This window comes from Streptomyces sp. 11-1-2, assembly GCF_003595545.1.
GTDB lineage: Bacteria > Actinomycetota > Actinomycetes > Streptomycetales > Streptomycetaceae > Streptomyces > Streptomyces hygroscopicus_B.
Window position 1 is genome coordinate 10,762,972 of the sequence record NZ_CP022545.1, and the last position, 24,886, is coordinate 10,787,857.

1 protein-coding gene is annotated in these 24,886 nt (G+C 71.9%); it reads left to right on the forward strand.

The window, feature by feature from the left end; genetic code table 11:
* The first annotated feature begins 38 nt into the window (after positions 1-38).
* A complete protein-coding gene (locus tag CGL27_RS45910) occupies positions 39-24,872 on the forward strand; it encodes a type I polyketide synthase (RefSeq protein ID WP_119993600.1) in 24,834 nt (8,277 codons plus the stop codon).
* Positions 24,873-24,886: the final 14 nt, after the last annotated feature.

Sequence of the window (24,886 nt, forward strand, 5' to 3'; positions counted from 1 at the left end):
TCTTCAGTCTTCTTTGACTCGTAACAGGCAAGGTTTTCATGGTGAACGAAGATAGGCTTCGGGACTACCTCAAACGGGTAACGGCAGATCTGCACCAAGCGCGCCAACGCCTGCGCGAGCTGGAGGCAGGAGAGCAGGAGCCCATCGCGATCGTGGCGATGAGCTGCCGTTTCCCGGGCGGCGTGGGGAGCCCCGAGGACCTGTGGCGGTTGGTGGCCGGCGGTGGTGACGCCATCTCCGACTTCCCGTCCAACCGTGGCTGGGACGTGGACGGGATGTACGACCCCGATCCCGAGAGCTCGGGCACGTTCTACTCCCGTGAGGGTGGTTTCCTTCACGACGCGGCCGAGTTCGACGCGGGCTTCTTCGGAATCTCGCCGCGTGAGGCCCTTGCCATGGATCCGCAGCAGCGGTTGCTGCTGGAGACCTCATGGGAGGCGTTCGAGCGTGCGGGCATCGCTCCGGGGTCGGTGAAGGGCCGTCGAGGCGGTGTCTTCGTGGGCGCCTCGACCTCGGGTTACGGGGCGGATGTCGACGAGGTCCCGGAGGAAGCCGAAGGCCATTTGCTGACGGGTACCTCGACTTCCGTCGTATCAGGCCGTATCGCGTACACCTTCGGTCTCGAGGGGCCCGCGGTGACCGTGGACACGGCGTGTTCCTCGTCGCTGGTGGCGCTCCATCTCGCGGCACAGGCGCTGCGCCAGGGTGAGTGTGACCTGGCGCTGGCCGGTGGTGTGACGGTGATGTCGTCCCCGAGCGCCTTCGTGGAGTTCAGCCGGCAGCGTGGGCTGGCACCCGATGGCCGGTGCAAGCCGTACGCGGACGCCGCGGATGGTACGGGCTGGTCCGAGGGCGTGGGCATGCTGCTCGTGGAGCGGCTGTCGGACGCGCGCCGACACGGCCACCCGGTACTGGCGGTCGTGCGGGGTTCGGCGGTCAACCAGGACGGTGCGTCCAACGGTCTGACGGCGCCCAACGGCCCGTCCCAGCAGCGGGTCATCCGGGACGCCCTGTCGAGCGCCCGGCTGGCCCCGGCCGATGTGGACGTGGTGGAAGGGCACGGGACCGGTACGTCCCTGGGCGACCCGATCGAGGCGCAGGCCCTGTTGGCCACCTACGGCCAGGAGCGGCCGGAGGGCCGCCCGCTATGGCTGGGCGCGCTCAAGTCGAACATCGGGCACACCCAGGCCGCCGCCGGTGTCGCCGGGATCATCAAGATGGTCATGGCGATGCGGCACGGTGTGCTGCCGCAGACGCTGCATGTGGACGAGCCCTCGCGTCAGGTGGACTGGTCGGCGGGTGAGGTGCGGCTGCTGACCGAGGCCACCGCATGGCCCGAGACCGAGCAGCCGCGCCGGGCCGGTGTCTCCGCCTTCGGTGTGAGCGGCACCAACGCGCACACCATCATCGAACAGGCCCCGCCGGTCGAGGACGAGGCCGAGGCGACCCCGGTGTCCGAGGGTGACACTGGTGTGGCCACCTGGCTGCTGTCGGGTCGTGACTCGGACGCGCTGCGCGCCCAGGCCGCCCGGCTCAAGGCGTTCCTGCTGGAGCGGACCGAGCTGAGCGCCCAGGACGTCGGCCATTCCCTGGTGGCGACCCGGTCGATGTTCGAGCACCGCGCGGTGGTGTCCGGTGCGAACCATGCGGAACTCCTCGCCGGGCTCGAAGCCGTGGCCACGGGCGATGTCGCTCCCGCCGTGGCCCAGGGCGTGGCGGGGACGGCCGTCAAGACGGCGTTCCTCTTCTCGGGTCAGGGCGCGCAGCGCCTTGGGATGGGCCGGGAGCTGTACGACGGCTTCCCCGTGTTCGCCCAGGCGCTGGACGAGGTGTGTGCGCACCTGGATGTCGTGTTGGACCGCCCGCTGCGGGATGTGGTGTTCGCGGCGGAGGGGAGCGCGGACGCCGAACTGCTGGACCAGACGGCCTTCACCCAGCCCGCGCTGTTCGCCATCGAGGTGGCGCTGTTCCGGCTGCTGGAGCACTGGGGCATCACCCCGGATGTGCTGATCGGCCACTCCATCGGTGAGATCGCCGCAGCCCACGTGGCCGGGGTCTTCTCCCTGGAGGACGCCTGCACGCTGGTGGCGGCCCGCGGCCGGCTGATGCAGGCGCTGCCCGAGGGCGGCGCCATGGTGGCGGTGCAGGCGTCGGAGGAGGAGATCGCCGGTTCGCTCGCCGGTCGTGAGGCCGAGGTGAGCATCGCCGCCGTCAACGGCCCCACCGCCGTCGTCATCGCCGGTGACGAGGCCGCGGTGCTGGAGATCGCGGCCCAGTGGTCGGAACAAGGCCGTAAGACGAGCCGGCTGAAGGTCAGTCACGCTTTCCACTCCCCGCGTATGGACGCGATGCTGGACGACTTCCGCCGTGTCGTGCGGGGGCTGTCCTTCCAGACTCTTACCCAGGCATTGGTTTCCAATGTCACCGGCGAGCCCGTTGGCGCCGAAGAAATCAGCTCGCCCGACTACTGGGTGCGGCATGTGCGCGAGGCCGTGCGCTTCGCCGACGGCATACGCTCCCTCCATGCCCAGGGCGTGACCGCCTACCTGGAGGTCGGGCCCGATGGTGTGCTCTCGGCGATGGCCCGGGACTGCCTGACGACCGAGCCGGCGTCGGCCCCGGTCGTGGTGCCCGTTCTGCGCAAGGGACGCCCCGACGCACAGGCTGTGATGGCCGCGCTGACCGAGGCCCACGTCCACGGTGTGACGGTGAACTGGGCGCAGGTCTTCGACGGGCGGGGCGCCCGCAAGGTTGAGCTGCCGACGTACCCCTTCCAGCGTCAGCGCTACTGGCTGGAGGGTACGAGCGCGGCGTCCAAGAGGTCCGCCGCGGACAGTGTGGACGCGCGGTTCTGGGACGCGGTGGAGCGCGAAGACCTGGAGGCGCTGGCCCAGGCGCTGGATGTCGACGGCGCCGGCTCACTCGGCGAACTGCTGCCCGCGCTGTCCTCGTACCGGCGCCAGCAGCGTGACCGGGCCACCGTCGACGGCTGGCGGTACCGGATTTCATGGAAGCCGGTCTCGGAGAACCCCGCTGCCACCCTTTCGGGGACATGGCTTGTGGTCGTCCCCGCCTCCGGCGTCGATGACACCGTCGGGGAGTCGGCGTCCGCCGCTCTCCAGCGGCACGGTGCCGATGTCGTCCGCGTGGTGGCGGACGAGGGCGACCTTGCCCCCGGTGTGCTGGCCGAGCGGCTGCGCGAGATCGCCACCGGTCTGCCCGGGGTCGGCGGTGTGCTGTCCCTGGCGGGGCTGGACGAGCGGCCCTGCACCGAGCACCCGGTGGTCTCCCGTGGCCTGGCGCTGACCCTGACGCTGGTGCGGGCCATGGCCGAGGCGGACATCGAGGCCCGACTGTGGTGCGGCACCCGGGGTGCCGTGTCGGTGGGCCGCTCCGACCAGCTCACCAGCCCCGCACAGGCGGAGATTTGGGGCCTCGGCCGGGTCGCGGCCATGGAACACCCGCGGATCTGGGGCGGCCTCGTCGATCTGCCGGAGACGCTGGACGAGCGCGCCGCCGCGCGACTGGCCTGGGCACTGTCCGCCGAAGGCGGCGAGGACCAGGTGGCACTGCGCGGATCCGGAGCGTACGCCCGGCGCCTCACCCGCATCACGGTCGGCAACGAGTCGGCCGAGCGCGCATGGCGGCCCCGGGGCTCGGTGCTGATCACCGGTGGCACCGGCGCCCTGGGCGCGCAGGTGGCGCGCTGGGCCGTACGCGAGGGCGCCGAACACCTGGTGCTGACGAGCCGTCGCGGCCCGGCGGCCGAAGGCGCTTCCGAGCTCAAGGCGGAACTCGAGGAACTGGGCGCCGAGGTGACCGTCGCGGCCTGCGACGCCGCCGACCGGGACGCCCTCGCCGCGGTGCTGGCCGCCATTCCCGAGCGGCACCCCCTGAGCGCCGTCGTGCACGCGGCGGGCATCCTGGACGACGGTGTGCTGGACGGCCTGACCGTCGACCAGCTCGCCGGGACCCTGACCGCGAAGGTGGAGGGCGCGCGGCAGCTGCACGAGCTGACCGAAGGACTGTCGCTCGACGCGTTCGTGCTGTTCTCCTCCTTCGCCGGTGTCGTCGGCGGCGCGGGCCAGGCCGCCTACGCGGCGGCCAACGCCTACCTGGACGCGCTGGCGCAGCAGCGCCGCGCCCAGGGCCTGGCCGCCACCGCGGTCGCCTGGGGCCCGTGGGCCGAGAGCGGTATGGCCGCGAGCGGCCGCGCCGGGGACCGGATGCGCGGCGGGCCACTGCCCCCCATGGCTCCCTCGCTGGCCGTGGACGCGCTGCGCTGGGCCGTCGGCCACGACGAGGCCGCGCTGGTCGTGGCCGACATCGACTGGTCCGGCATGGCCTCGATGATGAGCGCGGGCCCCAGCGCCCTCGTCAGCGACATCCCCGAGGCACGCGAGTTCCTGACCGCCTCGGGTGGTGCCGCCGCCCGGACAGAGCCGGGGTCCGGCCTGCCGGAGCAACTGGCCGGACTCTCGGACGCCGAACAGCGAGCCGTCCTGCTGGACCTCATCCGCACCCACGCGGCCTCGGCGCTCGGCCACTTCTCGGCGGACTCCGTCGAGCCCGGCCGCGCCTTCCGGGACCTCGGGTTCGACTCCCTCACCGCCATCGAGCTGCGCAACCGGCTCGACCTGGCCACCGGTCTGCGCCTGCCGTCGACCCTCGTCTTCGACTACCCGACCGCCGAGGTGCTCGCCGGCCATCTGCTTCAGGAGCTGGGCGGCGCCCACACCGATGCGGTCGGCTCGACGGTGGCGCACCGGGTGCGGCCCGATGACGACGACCCCATCGCGATCGTGGCGATGAGCTGCCGCTTCCCCGGAGGCGTCGAGACCCCGCAGGACCTGTGGCGCCTCCTGGCCGAAGGCGGCGACGCCATCGCCGGGTTCCCCGGCGACCGTGGCTGGGACGTCGAGGGGATGTATCACCCGGACCCCGAGCACCCGGGCACCTTCTACGCCCGCGAGGGCGGCTTCCTCTACGGGGCGCCCCAGTTCGACCCGGTGTTCTTCGGGATCTCGCCGCGCGAGGCGATGGCGATGGATCCGCAGCAGCGACTGCTGCTGGAGACGTCGTGGGAGGCGTTCGAGTACGCGGGCGTCAAGCCGGCCGCGCTGCGGGGCACCCGCACCGGTGTGTTCGTCGGCACCAACGGCCAGGACTACTCCACGATCATGCTCGACGCCCCCGAGGACTTCGGTGGCCATGTGGGCACGGGCAGCGCGGCCAGCGTGGTGTCCGGGCGCATCTCGTACACGTTCGGCCTCGAGGGGCCGGCGATGACGGTGGACACGGCGTGTTCGTCGTCGCTGGTGGCGCTGCATCTCGCGGCACAGGCACTGCGTCAGGGTGAGTGCGATCTGGCGCTGGCCGGTGGTGTGTCGGTGATGTCGACACCGGGTGCCTTCGTGGAGTTCAGCCGCCAGCGCGGCCTGGCTCCCGACGGCCGCTGCAAGCCGTTCGCCGAGGGTGCGGACGGCACGGGCTGGTCCGAGGGCGTGGGCATGCTGCTCGTGGAGCGGCTGTCGGACGCCCGGCGCAATGGCCACCAGGTGCTGGCGATCGTGCGGGGCTCCGCCGTGAACCAGGACGGTGCCTCGAATGGTCTGACCGCGCCCAACGGACCCTCGCAGCAGCGGGTCATCCGGCAGGCGCTGGCCAGCGCCGGACTGTCGGCCGCCGAGGTGGACGCGGTGGAGGCGCACGGCACCGGTACGACGCTGGGCGACCCGATCGAGGCGCAGGCGCTGCTCGCCACCTACGGCCAGGAGCGGCCGGAGGGCCACCCGCTGTGGCTGGGCGCCGTCAAGTCCAACCTCGGCCATACGCAGGCCGCGGCGGGCGTGGCCGGGGTCATCAAGATGGTGATGGCCATGCGCGCGGGCATGCTGCCGATGACGCTGCATGTGGATGAGCCGTCGCGGGAGGTGGACTGGTCGGCGGGCGAGGTGCGGCTGCTGACGGAGGCCACCGCGTGGCCGGAGACTGGCCGGCCGCGCCGGGCCGGTATCTCCTCGTTCGGACTGAGCGGGACCAACGCCCACACGATCATCGAGCAGGGTCCTGACCTGGAAGAGGCCGCGGCCTCGGAGGCGGTCGCGCCCGAGGCGCCGGTGTCGGCGGCCGTGGTGCCGTGGCTGGTTTCCGGGAAGAGCCGGGAGGCGCTGCGGGCGCAGGCCGAGCGGCTGTACGGGTATGTGGCGGCCCGCGAAGAGGTCGGTGTGCTCGACGTCGGGCACACCTTGGCGGCGAGGTCGGTGTTCGAGCACCGGGCCGTGCTGGTGGGTGAGGACCGCGAGACCCTGCTGCGTAGCCTGCAGGCTCTCGCGCAGGACGGAATCGCCTCGGGAGCTGTCCAGGGACAGGCCGTAACCGGTGGAAAGTCGGCGTTCCTGTTCTCGGGTCAGGGTGCGCAGCGCCTGGGCATGGGGAGTGAGCTGTATGACGCCTTCCCGGTGTTCGCCCGTGCCTTGGACGAGGTGTGCGCGCGGCTGGATGTGGTGCTGGATCGTCCGCTGCGGGATGTGATGTTCGCGGCGGAGGGCAGTGCGGACGCCGAGCTGCTGGACCAGACGGCGTTCACTCAGCCCGCGCTCTTTGCCATCGAGGTGGCACTCTTCCGGTTGTTGGAGCACTGGGGTGTCACCCCGGATGTGGTGATCGGTCACTCCATCGGTGAGATCGCCGCGGCCCATGTGGCTGGGGTGTTCTCGTTGGAGGATGCCTGCACGCTGGTGGCCGCGCGTGGCCGTCTGATGCAGGCGCTGCCCGAGGGCGGCGCGATGGTGGCCATCGAGGCGTCCGAGGAGGAGATCGCCGGTTCGCTCGCCGGTCGTGAGGCCGAGGTGAGCATGGCCGCGGTCAACGGCCCGAACGCCGTGGTGATCGCCGGTGACGAGGAAGCGGCGCTGGAGATCGCCGCCCAGTGGGCGGAGCAGGGCCGCAAGACCCGCCGCCTGCGGGTCAGCCACGCCTTCCACTCGCCGCGCATGGACGCGATGCTGGACGACTTCCGTGACGTCGTCACGGGCCTGTCCTTCCAGACACCGTCCATCGCCCTGGTCTCCAATGTGACGGGCGAGGCGGCGAGCCGCGACGAGGTGTGCACGCCGGAGTACTGGGTGCGCCACGTCCGGGAAGCGGTGCGGTTCGCGGACGGCATGCGGGCACTCACCGCCCAGGGCGTCACCAGGTTCCTGGAGGTAGGCCCCGACGGTGTGCTGTCCGCGATGGCGCGGGACTGCCTGACGGCGGACCAGACCGCGGCCACGGCCGTGGTGCCGGTGCTGCGCAAGGACCGTCCCGAGGCCCAGGCGCTGACGATGGCGCTGGCCGAACTCCACGTCCACGGAGCCTCGGTGGAGTGGGAGTCCGTGATCGCCGGGCGTGGTGCGCGGATGGTGGAGCTGCCGACGTATGCCTTCCAGCGCGAGCGGTTCTGGCCCGAGGTGTCCATCTCCCTGAACGGCTTGAACGCGTCGAGCGCCGTGGACTCGGTGGACTCGGTGGACGCGCGGTTCTGGGAAGCGGTCGAGCGCGAGGATCTCGAAGCGCTCGCCGAGACGCTCGACGTCGACGGCGAGACGCCGCTGAGCGCGGTGCTGCCCGCCCTGTCCACGTACCACCGCAACCGGCGTGACCAGTCCACGATCGACAACTGGCGCTACCGGGTGGCCTGGAAGCCGGTCTCGGACGTGGCCGATGGGTCGCTGTCGGGGACGTGGCTGGTAGTGGTTCCGGCGTCCCGCGCCGAGGATGAGCTGGTGACGGGGATCGTCTCCGGGCTCGAGCGGCATGGCGCGGGCGTGGTGTCGCTGGTGGCCGACGAGCGGGACCTCGACGCCGAGGCGCTGGGGGAGCGGCTGCGTGCGGCGGCCGCCGACGCGCCCGCACTGAGCGGCGTGTTGTCGCTGCTCGCCCTGGACGAGGACCTCTGCCCGGAGCACCCGGCGCTGTCGAACGGTCTCGCCCTGACGCTGACGCTGGTGCGGGCCATGGCGGACGCCGGAATCGAGGCTTCGCTGTGGTCCGGTACGCGGGGTGCCGTGTCGGTGGGCCGCTCCGAACGGCTCAGCCACCCGAAGCAGGCGATGGTGTGGGCGCTCGGCCGGGTGGCCGCGCTGGAGCTGCCGGAGCTGTGGGGCGGTCTGGTCGATCTGCCCGAGTCACTGGACGAGCGTGCGGTGGCGCGGCTGGCCGGTGTGCTGTCCGCCGAGGCCACCGAGGACCAGGTGGCGGTGCGCGGCTCCGGCGTGTTCGCACGTCGCCTGACCCGGTCGGCCGCACCCGTTGCCGACGGAACGACGTGGCGGGCGCGTGGCACGGTGTTGGTGACCGGTGGTACGGGTGCGCTGGGCGGGCAGGTGGCCCGCTGGCTGGTGGGCCAGGGTGCCGAGCATCTGGTGCTGACCAGCCGTCGCGGTCTGGAGGCGCCGGGCGCGCCCGAGCTGCGTGCGGAGCTGGAGGCGCTGGGCGCCCGGGTGACCGTGGCGGCCTGTGATGTGGCCGACCGTGAGCAGTTGGCCGCGGTGCTGGACGCCGTTCCGCAGGAGTATCCGCTGACGGCGGTCGTCCACGCGGCGGGCGCCAACGGAGTGGTGCCGCTGACGGAGACCGGGCTGGCCGACGCCGCCGCCGTGGTCTCCGGCAAGGTGGCGGGCGCCGTCAACCTGGACGAGTTGCTGGGCGACCGTGAGCTCGACGCGTTCGTGGTCTTCTCCTCGATCGCCGGTGTGTGGGGCAGCGGCGGCCAGGCCGCATACGGTGCTGCCAACGCCTACCTGGACGCTTTGGTGGAGGAGCGCCGTGCGCGGGGTCTCGCCGGTACGGCCGTGGCCTGGGGCCCCTGGGCCGAGGGCGGTATGGCGGCCGGAGACGAGGCCGACCAGCTGGCGCGCCGCGGTCTGCCCGCGATGGTGCCCGGTCTGGCGATCGCCGCGCTGCAGGGGGCGGTCGCGGGTGACGAGGGTCTGCTGACGGTCGCCGATGTGGACTGGGAGCGGTTCGCCCCCGCGTTCACGATCGGGCGGCCGAGTCCGCTCCTCGGCGATCTGCCCGAGGTGCAGCGGGCGCTGGCGAACGCCGAGAACGCCGAAGGCACCGGTACCGGTTCGGCACTGCGGAACCGCCTGACGGGCCTCACCGAGGCCGAGATCGACCGGACTCTGCTCGACCTGGTGCGTGCCCACGCCGCGGCCGTCCTCGGCTTCACGGGTGCGGAGGCGGTCGAGCCCGGCCGTGCGTTCAAGGAACTGGGCTTCGACTCGCTCACGGCCGTTGAGTTCCGTAACCGGCTGAACGCGGAGACCGGGCTGGTCCTGCCGGCCACGCTGGTTTTCGACTACCCGAGCGCCACGGTGCTGGCCGGCCATCTGCGTGCCGAGGTGCGCGGGACGCGGGACGCGGTGACCGCGCCGTCGGCGGTAATGGTCCCGGCCGACGACGACCCGATCGCGATCGTCGGGATGAGCTGCCGCTTCCCGGGCGGTGTGCGCAGCCCGGAGGAACTATGGAACCTCGTGGCGGCCGGTACGGACGCCATCACCGACTTCCCCTCCGACCGTGGGTGGGACGTCGACGGGATGTACGACCCCGACCCGGAGCGCTTGGGCACGTTCTACGCCCGTGAGGGCGGGTTCCTCGACGGGGTGAGCGAGTTCGACGCGGCGTTCTTCGGCATCTCGCCGCGTGAGGCGCTCGCCATGGATCCGCAGCAGCGGCTGCTGCTGGAGACCTCCTGGGAGGCGTTCGAGCGGGCCGGCATCGACCCGGCGTCCGTGCGTGGCAGCCAGATCGGCGTCTACGTCGGAGCCGCGACCTCCGGTTACGGAGCGGGGCTGAACGAGATCCCCGAGGGGCTCGAAGGGCAGCTGCTGACCGGTAGCGCCACTTCGGTCGTCTCGGGCCGCATCTCCTACACCATGGGTCTGGAGGGACCCGCGCTGACGGTGGACACGGCGTGCTCGTCGTCGCTGGTCGCCCTGCACCAGGCCGCGCAGGCGGTGCGCCAGGGCGAGTGCTCCATGGCGCTCGCCGGTGGCGTCACCGTGATGACCAGCCCGGCCGCCTTCGTGGAGTTCAGCCGCCAGCGCGGCCTCGCCCCCGACGGCCGGTGCAAGCCGTTCGCGGACGCCGCGGACGGCACCGGCTGGTCCGAGGGTGTGGGCATGCTGCTCGTGGAGCGGCTTTCGGACGCCAAGCGCAACGGCCACCAGGTGCTGGCCATCGTGCGGGGCTCGGCGGTGAACCAGGACGGTGCGAGCAACGGTCTGACGGCGCCGAACGGCCCCTCGCAGCAGCGAGTGATCCGCCAGGCCCTCGCCAACGCCAGGCTGTCGTCGGCCGACGTCCAGGTGATCGAGGCACACGGCACCGGAACGACCCTGGGTGACCCGATCGAGGCGCAGGCGCTGCTGGCCACCTACGGCCAGGAGCGCCCGGAGGACCTGCCGCTGTGGCTGGGTTCGATCAAGTCGAACATCGGGCACACCCAGGCCGCGGCCGGTGTCGCCGGTGTCATCAAGATGGTGATGGCCATGCGGCACGGTGTGTTGCCGCAGACGCTGCATGTGGACGAGCCGTCGCGCGAGGTGGACTGGTCGGCGGGTGAGGTGCGGCTGCTGACCGAGGCCGCCGCATGGCCCGAGACCGAGCAGCCGCGCCGGGCGGGTATCTCCGCCTTCGGCGTGAGCGGCACCAACGCGCACACCATCATCGAACAGGCCCCGGTCCAGGACGAGGCGGAGCCCGCCCCGGCCCCCGTTGACGACCACGGCATGGCCCCCTGGGTGCTCTCCGCCCGGAGCCCGGAAGCCCTGCGCGCCCAGGCCGAGCGGCTGCGAGCCCACCTTTCCGAGGGGGCCGAGTCCGGTGTGCTGGACATCGCCGAATCGCTGGTCGCCACGCGATCGGTGTTCGAGCACCGTGCGGTGCTGCTGGGCACCGACCGTGAGGCGCTGCTGCGTGGCCTGGAGACCGTCGCCGCCAGGGACGACGCCCCCGGCATCGTCCAGGGGCAGGCGGCCAAGGCCGGAAAGACCGCGTTCCTGTTCACCGGCCAGGGTGCGCAGCGCCTGGGCATGGGACGGGAGCTGTACGACGCCTTCCCGGTGTTCGCCCGTGCGCTGGACGAGGTGTGTGCGCGCCTGGACGTGGTGCTGGACCGTCCGCTCACTGAGGTGATGTTCGCGGTCGACGGCAGTGCGGACGCCGAACTGCTCGACCAGACGGCGTTCACCCAGCCGGCGCTGTTCGCCATCGAGGTGGCGTTGTTCCGGCTGCTGGAGCACTGGGGCGTCACCCCGGATGTGCTGATCGGCCACTCCATCGGTGAGATCGCCGCCGCCCATGTGGCCGGGGTGTTCTCGCTGGAGGACGCCTGCACGCTGGTGGCCGCGCGTGGCCGTCTGATGCAGGCGCTGCCCGAGGGCGGCGCGATGGTGGCCATCGAGGCGTCCGAGGAGGAGGTCGCCGGTTCGCTCGCCGGTCGTGAGGCCGAGGTGAGCATGGCCGCGGTCAACGGCCCGAACGCCGTGGTGATCGCCGGTGACGAGGAAGCGGCGCTGGAGATCGCCGCCCAGTGGGCGGAGCAGGGCCGCAAGACCCGCCGCCTGCGCGTCAGCCACGCCTTCCACTCCCCGCATATGGACGCGATGCTGGACGGCTTCCGCGCCGTCGCGGAGACGCTCACCTACCACGGCCCGACCACCGCGTTCATCTCGAACGTCACGGGTGAGCAGGCCGGTGCCGAAGAGGTGTGCTCGCCGGAGTACTGGGTGCGGCACGTGCGCGAGACCGTCCGCTTCCTCAACGGGGTGCGGACCCTCGAAGCCCAGGGCGTCACCACCTACCTCGAGGTGGGCCCCGACGGTGTGCTGTCCGCGATGGCCCAGGACTGCCTGACCGAACCGGTCGACGACATCGCGGCCGACGACACACCGGCCCCCCTGCTGGTCCCGGTGCTGCGCAAGGACCGTCCCGAGACGCAGGCGCTCGTCGCGGCTCTCGCCGAAACACACGTCCACGGCGAAACCGTCGACTGGCGGGCCTTCTTCGCCGGACGCGGCGCCCGCCGGGTGGACCTGCCCACCTACGCGTTCCAGCACCAGCGTTACTGGCTGGAGGCCGGCACCGCGGCGGGAGACGCCGCCGCCTTCGGCCTCGATCCCGCCGATCACCCGCTGCTGGGCGGAGCGGTCCCCGTCGCGGGCACCGACAGCCTGGTCTTCACCGGAACGCTCTCGCTGCACACCCAGCCCTGGCTGGCGGACCATGTCCTGCGCGGCGAGGCGGTCCTGGCCACCACGGCCCTCGTCGAACTGGCGATTCGCGCCGGTGACGAGGTCGGCCTCGGCCATGTGGAAGAGCTCGTCAGCCAGGCGCCGCTGGTCCTCCCCCGAGGGAGCGGAGTCCAGATTCAGCTCGTCCTCGGCGAAGAGGACGAGTTCGGCACCCGCTCGCTGGAGATGTACTCGCGCGTGGCCGAGCCGGCGGACGAGGACGAGGACGAGTGGATCTGCCACGCCAGCGGTGTGCTCGCCCCCGAGCCGGACGATCTCGCCACCGCCGAAGGAGCGGTGCGCTTCGCCTCCGCCGCATGGCCCCCGCCCGGCGCCGAGCGCGTCGAGGTGGACGGCCTGTACGAGATGCTCGCCGAAGGCGGCCTCGTCTACGGACCTTCCTTCCGTGGCCTGCGAGCGGTGTGGCAGCGCGATGACGAGGTGTTCGCCGAGATCAGCCTGGCCGAGGAGTCCGTTGCGGAGGCCGAGCGGTTCGGGCTGCACCCGGCCCTTCTGGACGCGGCGTTGCAGCCGCTCGGCCTCGGAGTGCTGGACGGCGTGGGGCGCGGCCGCATCCTGTTCAGCCTGGCCGGGGTATCGCTGTACGCGGAAGGCGCCTCCGAGCTGCGTGTCCGGCTCGCCCGCACGGGCCCGGAGACCCTCTCCCTGGCCGCGGTCGACGGAGCCGGGGAGGCTGTGGTCTCCGCCGACACGCTGACGCTGCGCCAGGTCGCCACGGACCAGCCGGAGCTCCCGGCGCCGAAGACGACCGAAACCCTGCCGGAGCCCGCCGTCTCGCCCGAGGCGAGCGCCGACGCTCCGGCGGCCACCGAATCCCCCGTGGCCACCGAAACCCCTGCTGAGGAGACCACTGCCATGCCGCCTGCCCGTCGACGCAGGACCGCGCGGCGCACCGCCCAGCGGGGCGGCCCGGAGGCCGGGCCGCTCGCATCGCTGAGGGAGCGCCTGGCCGGGCTCTCCGAGCCCGAGCAGGACCGCGTGCTGCTCGAGATAATCCGCACGCATGTCGCGGCGGTGCTCGGACACGCCTCCGCCGGCCAGGTCCAGGGCTTGCAGGCGTTCAAGGACCTCGGCTTCAGCTCGCTGACCGCCGTCGAGTTCCGTAACCGGGTGAGCAAGGCCATTGGCCTGCGCATCCCGGCGACCGCCGTGTTCGACTACCCGACCCCCGTCGAACTGGCGAAGTTCGCCCGTGCCGAGGTCCTCGGCTCGCTGACCGGGGCGCGGCAGCCGGCGCCGGTCGCGGTGGCGGACAGCGACGAGCCGATCGTGATCGTGGGGATGAGCTGCCGCTATCCCGGAGGGGTGGCCACCCCGGAGGATCTGTGGGACCTCGTCGCGCAGGGCCGGGACGGCATCTCGCCCTTCCCGACGGACCGCGGCTGGGACGTCGAGAACCTCTACGACCCGGACCCGGACGAGCCCGGCAAGTGCTACACGCAGGAAGGCGGCTTCCTGCACGGCGCCAGCCAGTTCGACCCGGCGTTCTTCGGGATCTCGCCGCGTGAGGCGATCGCGATGGACCCGCAGCACCGGCTGCTGCTGGAAACCTCGTGGGAGGCGCTGGAGCGCGCCGGTATCGACCCGCTCTCGGCGAAGGGCAGCCAGACCGGCGTCTTCGCGGGCGTGACCTACCAGGACTACGGCGGTGTCCTCGCCGGATCCCAGGAGGCCGTCGAGGGCCTCGTCGGCACCGGTGTCTCGCCGAGCGTGCTCTCGGGCCGTATCTCCTACACCATGGGCCTCGAGGGGCCCGCCATGACGGTGGACACCGCGTGCTCGTCGTCGCTGGTCGCCCTGCATCTCGCATGGCAGGCGCTGCGCCAGGGCGAGTGCTCGCTGGCGCTGGCCGGTGGTGTGACGGTGATGTCCACCCCGATGTCGCTGGTCGAGTTCAGCCGGCAGCGTGCGCTCGCCTCCGACGGACGCAGCAAGCCGTTCTCGGCCGCCGCGGACGGCGCGAGCTGGGCCGAAGGCGTCGGCATGCTCGTCCTCGAGCGGCTGTCGGACGCCCGCCGCAACGGACACCCGATCCTCGCCGTGGTGCGCGGCAGCGCGGTGAACCAGGACGGTGCGTCCAACGGTCTGACGGCGCCCAACGGCCCCTCGCAGCAGCGGGTCATCCGGCAGGCGCTGGCGAACGCCCGCCTGTCGGCCGCCGAGGTGGACGCGGTCGAGGCGCACGGCACGGGTACCTCGCTGGGCGACCCGATCGAGGCACAGGCGCTGCTGGCCACCTACGGCCAGGAGCGTCCCGAGGGCCAGCCGCTGATGTTGGGCGCCATCAAGTCGAACATCGGCCACTCGCAGGCGGCCGCCGGTGTGGGCGGCGTCATCAAGATGGTGATGGCGATGCGTCACGGGGTGCTGCCGAAGACCCTGCACCTCGACGAGCCTTCGCCCCACGTGGACTGGACCGAGGGCGACGTCGAGCTGCTGGCCGAGGCCAAGCCGTGGCCGGAGACGGGACATCCGCGGCGCGCGGGTGTGTCGGCGTTCGGCATGAGCGGCACCAACGTGCACACCATCCTGGAGCAGGCTCCGGAGATCGAGGCGGCCGAGACCGCCGAGGTCGCCGAGGCCGAGGTTGCCGACGGCCCGGTGGCGTGGGTCGTGGCGGGCAAGAGCGGCGACGGGCTGCAGGCCCAGGCCGACGCGCTGCGGGAGTTCGTGGCCGAGCGCCCGGAGCTGCGGACCGCCGATGTGGCGCTCTCCCTGGCGACGACCAGGTCCGCGTTCCAGTACCGGGCCGCGGTGACCGGGACCAGCCGCGAGGAACTCCTCGAGCGCCTGGAGGCGGTGGCCCAGGGTGCGAAGGCACCGGGCGTGGTCCGCGCCAGCGCCGCCGAGGCAACTGGCCGTTCGGTGTTCGTGTTCCCCGGCCAGGGTGCGCAGTGGATGGGCATGGCGGTGGGGCTGCTCGAGAGCTCTCCGGTGTTCGCGGAGGCGATCGGCGAGTGTGAGTCGGCCCTGTCGGCTCATGTGGACTGGTCGTTGACGGATGTGCTGCGTGGTGCCGAGGGCGCTCCCGGTTTCGACCGGGTGGATGTCGTTCAGCCGGTGTTGTTCGCGGTGATGGTGTCGCTGGCGAAGCTGTGGCGTTCGGTGGGTGTGGAACCGGATGCCGTGATGGGTCACAGCCAGGGCGAGATCGCGGCGGCCTGTGTCGCGGGTGCGCTGTCGCTTGGGGATGCCGCGAAGGTGGTGACCCTGCGGTCGCAGGCGATCGCCGCCGGTCTGGCGGGTCGTGGCGGCATGGTGTCGGTCGGGCTGCCGGTCGACCAGGTCAAGGAGCGGATCGCCGCGTGGGACGGTGGAATATCCGTCGCCGCGGTCAACGGCCCCGGTTCCGTCGTGGTCTCCGGCGACCCGGGTGCGCTCGATGAGATGGTCGCCCAGCTCGAAGGCGAGGAGATTCGTGTCCGCCGGGTTCCGGTGGACTACGCCTCGCACTCGGCGCATGTGGAGGCGATCCACGAGGAGCTGCTCAACGTCCTGGCGGACCTTGAACCGCGTACCTCCGAGGTGCCGTTCTACTCCACCGTGTCCGGTGAGCTGGTGGACACCGCCGGTCTGGACGCCGAGTACTGGTACCGCAACTTGCGGCAGACCGTCGAACTGGAAGCCACCACCCGCACCCTGCTCGACAGCGGGCATGACGTGTTCATCGAGGTCAGCCCGCATCCCGTGCTGACCCTTCCGGTGCAGCAGACCGTGGAGGCCGCCGAGGCCCAGGCCGTGGTCGTCGGCACGCTGCGGCGTGACGAGGGCGGCCTGGAGCGGTTCCTGACCTCGATCGCCGAGCTTCATGTCAACGGGGCCGACGTCGACTGGCGGAAGGTGTTCGCCGGACACGGCGCCCGTCAGATCGACCTGCCGACCTACGCCTTCCAGCGTCAGCGGTACTGGCCGCAGGCGGCCGAGGGCGCCACGTTCGGCAACGCGCCCGTGTCCGAGGCCGATTCGGTGGACGCCCGGTTCTGGGAGGCCGTCGAGCGCGAGGACCTCGAAGGACTGGCGCAGACGCTGGAGCTCGACGGGGAGGCGCCGCTGAGCGCGGTGCTGCCCGCCCTGTCGTCGTACCGGCGCGGCAGGCGTGACCGCTCGACCGTCGACAACTGGCGCTACCGGATCAACTGGAAGCCCCTGATCGACCAGCCGTCGTCCGGCTCCGAGCAGGAGCGGGGCGCCCCGATCACCGGTACCTGGATGGTCGTCGTACCGCCGGTCGACACCGCCCGTGAACTGGCGGAGCGCATCGCGCGGGACGTGGAGCGCCACGGTGCCCGCATGGTGCGGGTCGACCTGGACGACTCGGAGCCGGAGCGGTCGTCGCTGACCGAACTCCTCCGGGACGCGGCCCCCCGCACGCCCTCCGCGGACGGCGCCGAGCAGGAGGGGACGCTCGCGATCGACGGAGTGCTCTCCCTGCTCGCGTTCGACGAGGAGGCGCTCGCCGAACACCCGGGTGTTCCGCGGGGCTTCGCCGGCACCGTGACCCTGGTCCAGGCGCTGAGCGACATCGACATCGACGTGCCGCTCTGGCTCGCCACCACCGGGGCCGTGTCCGTGGGCCGCTCCGACCGGGTCGGCAGCGTCAAGCAGTCCCTGGTGTGGGGTCTGGGCCGGGTGGTCGGCCTGGAGTACGCACAGCGGTGGGGCGGTCTCGTCGACCTCCCCGAGTCGCCGGACGCGATCGACGACCGGGTGCTGAACCGTCTGGTCGGCCTGATCGGGCGCTCCGGTGACGAAGACCAGGTCGCGGTGCGCGCCTCCGGAGTCTTCGGCCGACGGCTCGTCCGGGCGCCCTTGGGCGACGCCCGGCCGGCCCGTACCTGGGAGCCTCGCGGAAGCGTCCTGATCACCGGTGGTACCGGTGCCCTCGGTGGCCGCCTCGCCCGCTGGCTCGTCCAGGCCGGTGCCGAGCACCTGGTGCTGACCAGCCGCCGCGGCCCGGACGCCCCCGGCGCGGCCGAGCTGCGGGACGAGTTGACCGCTCTCGGCGCGCGGGTCACCGTCGCGGCCTGTGACGTCGCCGACCGTGACGCGTTGCGGGAGCTCCTCGACGGGCTGCCCGCGGAGTATCCGCTGACCGCGGTGGTGCACGCGGCCGGTGTGCTGGACGACGGCCTCATCGACACCCTCACCGTCCCCAGGGCGCAGGGTGTCTTCCGGCCCAAGGTGGACGCCGTGGTGAACCTCCACGAGCTGACCCAGGACCTGGACCTGTCCGCGTTCATCCTCTTCTCCTCCTACGCCGGGACCGTCGGTGGTGCCGGTCAGGGCAGCTACGCCGCCGCCAACGCCTTCCTCGACGCCCTGGCGCAGCAGCGCCGGACACAGGGCCTGGCGGCGACCTCGGTGGCATGGGGTGCCTGGGGCGGCGGCGGTCTGGTCGACGACGCCATCGCGGCCCAGCTCAAGCGGCGCGGTATGCCGGCGCTGGAGCCCGTCCTCGCCGTCGACGCCCTTCAGCAGGTGCTCGATCACGACGAGGTCGACATCACCGTCGCCGACGTGGACTGGGAGCGCTACGCCCCCGGATTCGCCGCGGCCCGGCCGCGTCCGCTGCTGAACGAACTGCCGGAGGTGCGGCAGGCCCTGGAGGCGGCGGAGGCCGAACTCGGCGCGTCGCTCACCGGACTGGCCGAGCGCCTCGAAGGGCTGTCGGCCGTCGAACGCGAGGCGGAGGTGCTCGACCTCGTCAGGTCCCAGGCCGCCGAGGTGATCGGGTACCCGAGCGCCGACGCGGTGGAGCCCGACCGAGCCTTCAGGGACATCGGGTTCGACTCGCTGACCGCCGTGGAGCTGCGTAACGGCCTCAGCATGGCGGCCGGTGTGAACCTGCCGGTCACCGTGGCCTTCGACTACCCGACACCCACGGTGCTCGCCCGGTTCATCCTGGATGAGACGCAGGGCACCGCCCCCGCGCCGGTGGATGACCTGCCGGTGGTGACGGGCACCGTCGTGGACGACGATCCGATCGCGATCGTGTCGATGAGCTGCCGCTTCCCCGGTGGGGTACGCACTCCGGAGGATCTGTGGCGGCTGGTCTCCGAGGGCAGCGACGCGATCAGCGCCTACCCGACCAACCGTGGCTGGGACCTTGACGAGCTCTACGACCCGGACCCGGAGAACTCGGGCACCAGCTACTCGAGCGGCGGCGGCTTCGTCTATGACGCCGACGAGTTCGATCCGCAGTTCTTCGGGATCGCTCCGCGCGAGGCGCTGACCATCGACCCGCAGCAGCGACTGCTGCTGGAGACCTCCTGGGAGGCGATCGAACGGGCGGGCATCGACCCCACATCGCTCAAGGGAAGCCGGACGGGTGTCTTCGCGGGAAGCAACGGCCAGGACTACATCGGCCTGCTGCTGACCGCCCCGGGCGGACCCGAGGGCTACCTCGGAACGGGCAACGCGGCCAGTGTCGTATCGGGCCGTATCTCCTACACCTTCGGTCTCGAAGGACCGGCCGTCACGGTGGACACGGCGTGCTCGTCGTCGCTGGTGGCGCTGCACATGGCCGCGCAGTCGCTGCGCCAGGGCGAGTGCTCCCTCGCGCTGGCCGGCGGTGTCACGATCATGTCCAGCCCGGGATCGTTCGTGGACTTCAGCCGCCAGAAGGGGCTGTCGTCGGACGGGCGGTGCAAGGCGTTCGCCGAATCGGCGGACGGCACGGGCTGGTCGGAGGGCGTCGGCGTGCTGCTGCTCGAGCGGCTTTCGGACGCGCGGCGCAACGGTCACCCGGTGATGGCGATCGTGCGTGGCTCCGCGATCAACCAGGACGGTGCGTCCAACGGCATCACGGCGCCCAACGGCCCGTCGCAGCAGCGGGTGATCCGCCAGGCGCTGGCCAGCGCCGACCTCGCCGCCCATCAGGTGCAGGCGGTCGAGGCGCACGGCACCGGCACCAGGCTCGGTGACCCGATCGAGGCGCAGGCGCTGCTGGCCACCTACGGCCAGGGGCGGCAGGCGGACCAGCCGCTGTGGCTGGGCTCCATCAAGTCGAACCTCGGGCACACGCAGGCGGCCGCCGGTGTGGCCGGGATCATCAAGATGGTGATGGCCATGCGTGAGGGCGTGCTGCCGAAGACGCTCCACGTCAACGAGCCGACGCCGCATGTGGACTGGACAGCGGGCGAGGTCCGGCTGCTGACCGAGTCGGCCCCGTGGCCGGAGAACGGTGAGCCGCGCCGGGCGGGTATCTCCTCGTTCGGTATCAGCGGCACCAACGCCCACACCATCATCGAGCAGGCCCCGGAGCCGGAGCCGGTGGAGCGGGTCCGTACGGACGACGCCCCCCAGGCCGAAGCGGAAGCACTTCCCTGGGCGGTCACCGGCAAGGGCGCCGAGGCGCTGCGCGCCCAGGCGAGGAACCTTCACGACTACGTGACGGCCCACCCCGAGCTCGACCTGAACGACGTGGGCCACTCGCTGGCGGCCACCCGGTCCGTCTTCGACCACCGCGCCGTGCTCCTGAGCGGCGACCGGGACGGGCTGCTGAGCGGTCTCGAGGCCATCGCCTCGGGTGCCACGACCCCCGGAGTCGTCCAGGGATCCGTGGGCACGGCCGGCAAGACGGCGTTCCTGTTCTCGGGTCAGGGCGCGCAGCGCCTCGGCATGGGACGGGAGCTGTACGACGCCTTCCCGGTGTTCGCCCAGGCGCTGGACGAGGTGTGCGCGCATCTCGATGTGCTGCTCGACCGGCCGCTGCAGGAGGTGATGTTCGCCGCCGAGGGCAGCGCGGATGCCGAGCTGCTGAACCAGACGGCGTTCACCCAGCCGGCGCTGTTCGCCATCGAGGTGGCGCTGTTCCGGCTGCTGGAGCGCTGGGGCGTCACCGCGGATGTTCTGATCGGCCACTCGGTGGGCGAGGTCGCCGCGGCCCATGTGGCCGGGGTGCTCTCGCTGGAGGACGCGTGCGCGCTCATCGCGGCGCGCGGCCGTCTGATGCAGGCGCTGCCGGAGGGTGGCGCGATGGTGGCCATCCAGGCATCCGAGGAGGAGGTCGCGGCGTCGCTGGCCGGTCGTGAGACTGAGGTGAGCATGGCCGCGGTCAACGGCCCGACGGCCGTGGTGATCGCGGGCGATGAGGCCGCGGCACTGGAGATCGCCGAGCAGTGGGAGCAGGAGGGCCGCAAGACCCGTCGGCTGAAGGTCAGCCACGCCTTCCACTCGCCGCGCATGGACGCGATGCTGGACGACTTCCGTGACGTCGTCTCCGGCTTGTCCTTCCAGGCACCGTCGATCTCCCTGGTCTCCAACCTCACGGGTGCGTCGGCGGGAGCCGCCGAGGTGTGCTCGCCGGAGTACTGGGTGCGGCACGTGCGGGAGGCGGTGCGCTTCGCGGACGGGGTACACGCCCTGGAGAAGCTCGGGGTGACCTCGTTCCTGGAGGTGGGCCCCGACGGTGTGCTCACCGCGATGGCCCAGGACTGCCTGACGGCCGACGAGGGCGGAGACGCTCTCACCCTCGTCCCCGCGCTGCGCAAGAACCGCCCCGAGACCCAGTCCCTGACGACGGCGCTGGCCGAACTCCACGTCCACGGCACCACCGTGAACTGGTCGACGGCGTTCGCCGGACACGATGTGCGGCGGGTGGAACTGCCCACCTACGCCTTCCAGCGGCAGCGCTACTGGCCGAAGGCGGCCGGCCCGATGACCGGGGATGTCGCCTCCGCCGGGCTCAGCTCTCCCAACCACCCGCTGCTGGGTGCCGGAGTCGAGCTCGCGGGCAGCGACGGATTCCTGTTCACCAGCAGGCTGTCGGTGCAGAGCCAGCCGTGGCTCGCCGACCACGCGATCGGGGGCGCGGCGCTGTTCCCCGGGACCGGATTCCTCGAACTGGCCATCCGCGCCGCCGACCAGGTCGGCTGCGGCCGGGTCGAGGAGGTCACCCTGGCCACCCCGATGGTCCTGCCCGAGAACGAACCGGTCCAGGTGCAGCTCTGGGTGGGTGACATGGACGAGACGGGCTACCGCTCGCTCAGCCTGTACTCCCGCCCGGCCGACGCGTCCTCGGAGGAGCCGTGGACGCAGCACGCGGCCGGTGCGCTGGCCCCGGCCGGCCCCGAGCCGTCGTTCGACCTGAGCGCATGGCCCCCGGCGGACGCGGAAGCCCTGGACATCAGCGACTTCTACGAGCGCTTCGCCGCCACCGGTTTCGCCTACGGCCCGGTGTTCCAGGGCCTGCGGGCCGCCTGGCGCTCCGGCGACGACGTCTACGTCGAGGTCAGCCTCGGTGAGAAGCACGCGTCGGACGCGGTCGACTTCGGCCTCCACCCCGCCCTGCTGGACGCCGCCGTGCAGGCGGTGACCTTCGTCGCCCTGGAGGACGTCGGGCTCTCCCGGCTCCCGTTCTCCTGGAGCGGGGTGTCGCTCCACGCCGGTGGCGCGTCCACCCTGCGGGTGCGGCTCACCCAGCTGGGACCGGATTCCATCTCCCTCGCGGTGGCCGACGGAGCCGGCCGCCCGGTGGCGTCGATCGAATCCCTCGTGCTGCGCCCGGTGTCGGTGGAACACATCGACGCGGCCAGGACGTCGGCGTTCCGCGACTCGCTGTTCACGCTGGACTGGACCGCCGTTCCGGCCATCGCTCCGGCCGAGGCGGCAACGGCCAAGTGGGCCGTGGTGGGCACCGACCACTACGGACTGGCCGCCGGCGCGATCGCCGGAGCCGAGGTGACCGCCTACGCCGATCTCGACGCGCTGGGCGCCGCGATCGACGGTGGCGCCGCTGCCCCGGAGGCCGTGCTGGTCTCCTACGCACCGGGCCTCGACGACGAGGCGGCCCAGGGCAAGCCCAAGAGCAAGGCGAAGGGGAGGGGCAAGGGCAAGGGCAACAAGGCCAAGCGGGGCCTGGAGCCCGCGGGCGCCATCCACGCGGTGACGCACCACACGCTCGGCATGATCCAGGGCTGGCTCGGCGACCGCCGGTTCGACTCCTCCCGACTGGTCTTCGTGACCTCCGGTGCCATGGCGCCCGAGGACCGCGACGAGACGCCGGACATGATCCACGCCCCCCTCTGGGGCATGGTGCGGTCCGCGCAGTCGGAGAACCCGAACTGCTTCGTCCTGGTGGACCTGGACCCGCAGGAGCCCGCCGAGGCGTCCAAGGCGGCACTGCCCGCTGTGCTCGCCGCCGACGAGCCGCAGGCCGTGGTCCGCGAGGGAACGGTGCTCGGCCAGCGGATGGCCCGGGTCTCCTCGGGCACCGCGCTGCTGCCGCCCGCCGGAATCCGGGAATGGCGCCTGGACATGCACGCCAAGGGGACCTTGGAGAATCTGGCGCTGCTGCCCTGCCCCGATGCCACCGAAGCCCTGCGCGAGAACGAGATCAGGGTCGAGATGCGCGCCGCGGGTATGAACTTCCGCGATGTGCTCAACGCCCTGGGGATGTACCCCGGAGAGGCCGGGCCGCTCGGTGGCGAGGGCGCCGGTACCGTGACCGAGGTCGGCCCCGGAGTGACCGACGTGGCGCCCGGTGACCGGGTGATGGGCATCTTCAGCGGGTCGTTCGGCCCGGTCGCCATCACCGACCGGCGGGTCGTCGCCCGGATCCCGGAGGACTGGACGTTCGAGCAGGCGGCCTCCACGCCCATCGTGTTCCTGACGGCCTATTACGCCATGGTGGACCTGGGAGGTCTCCAGGCCGGCCAGTCGGTGCTGGTGCATTCGGCGGCCGGTGGTGTGGGCATGGCCACGCTCCAGTTGGCACGGCACCTCGGCGCCGAGGTCTTCGGTACCGCGAGTGAGGGCAAGTGGGACACTCTGCGGTCGCTGGGTCTGGACGACGAGCACATCGCGTCGTCGCGGACGCTGGACTTCGAGAAGCGCTTCCTCGACGCGACCGGCGGACGCGGCATGGACGTGGTGCTCGACTCGCTGGCGCGGGAGTTCGTGGACGCGGGTCTGCGTCTGCTGCCGCGCGGTGGTCGGTTCCTGGAGATGGGCAAGACCGACATCAGGGTCCCGGACGAGGTGGCCGCCGAGTACACCGGTGTCTCCTACCAGGCGTTCGACTTGATGGAGGCGGGAGCCGACCGCATCCACGAGATGTGGAGCGTTCTGCTCTCCCTGTTCGAGAGCGGAGTGCTGCGACCGCTTCCGGTGCGTACCTGGGATGTCCGTAGGGCGCCCGAGGCCTTCCGCTTCATCAGCCAGGCCCGGCATACCGGCAAGGTGGCGCTGACCATCCCGAGGACGCTGGATGGTCCGGGGACGGTGCTGATCACGGGTGGTACGGGTGGTCTGGGCGCGCTGTTGGCCCGTCATCTGGTGGTGGAGCACAAGGTTGAGCGTCTGGTGCTGACGAGTCGTCGTGGCGTGGAGGCGCCGGGTGCGGCGGAGTTGGTGGCGGAGCTGGCCGGGCTGGGTGCCGAGGCGGAGGTCATGGCGTGCGATGTCGCCGACCGGGCGTCGGTGGAGAGCCTGCTGGCGGGTATCGGGTCGGAGCATCCGCTGTCGGCCGTGGTGCATGCGGCGGGTGTGCTGGATGACGGTGTGGTGGAGTCGTTGACGCCGGAGCGGGTGGACAAGGTGCTGCGTCCGAAGGTGGACGCGGCGCTGCACCTCCACGAGCTCACGCGCGACCTCGACCTCTCGGCCTTCATCCTGTTCTCCTCCGTCTCCGGCACCTTCGGTGGCGCCGGCCAGGCCAACTACGCGGCGGGCAACGCCTTCATGGACGCCTTGGCCCAGCACCGCAGGGCCGCCGGGCTCCCGGCCGCCTCGCTCGTCTGGGGACCGTGGACGCAGGACGGCGGCATGACCACCGAACTGGCCGACGCCGACGTCACCCGGATGACCAGGACCGGCATGGTCGCCCTCACCCCCGAGGCCGGACTCGCGCTGTTCGACGCGACCCGCGATCTCGACGGTGCCGTCCTGGTGCCCATGACGATGGACATGTCCTCGCTGGGCGAGCCGGTACCCGCGCTCCTGCGCGGACTGGTGCGGGCTCCGGCGCGCAGGACCGCGGAGGCGGGCGCGGCGAGCACCACGGCGGACCCGACCGCCGAGCTCAAGCAGCACCTGGCCGGGAAGTCCGAGACGGAGCGCGAGCGCATCCTGGTGGACCTGGTGTGCGACCAGGTGGCCATCGTCCTCGGCTATGCGTCGGGACAGGCGATCGAGCCGGGACACGCGTTCAAGGACCTGGGCTTCGACTCCCTGTCGGCCGTCGAACTGCGCAACCGTCTCAACGCGATCACCGGAACGCGGCTGCCGGCGACCCTGGTGTTCGACTACCCGACCCCGGCGGTGCTCGCACGGTTCCTGCGCGAGGAGGTCACTCCTGCCGACGGGCCCGCGACCGAGCCCGTCTTCGGAGAACTCGACCGGCTGGAATCGACCCTGTCGGGACTCGACTCCGACGACAGTGAGACGCACGCCAAGGTCATGGAGCGACTCCAGGGCCTGGTGGCGAAGTGGTCCGCCGGCGGCACCGGGACGGTGTCCGGCACCGCGTCGGCGCCGGCCGACGACGCGGACGACGACAGCGAGATCGAATCGGCGACCGCCGACGAAATCTTCAAGCTCATCGATGACGAATTCGGAACGTCCTGACGTGGCGAGCAGAA

Coding starts and splice junctions, on each gene's coding strand:
- CGL27_RS45910 (WP_119993600.1), top strand. CDS start 39: ATGGTGAACGAAGATAGGCTTCGGGACTACCTCAAACGGGTAACGGCA.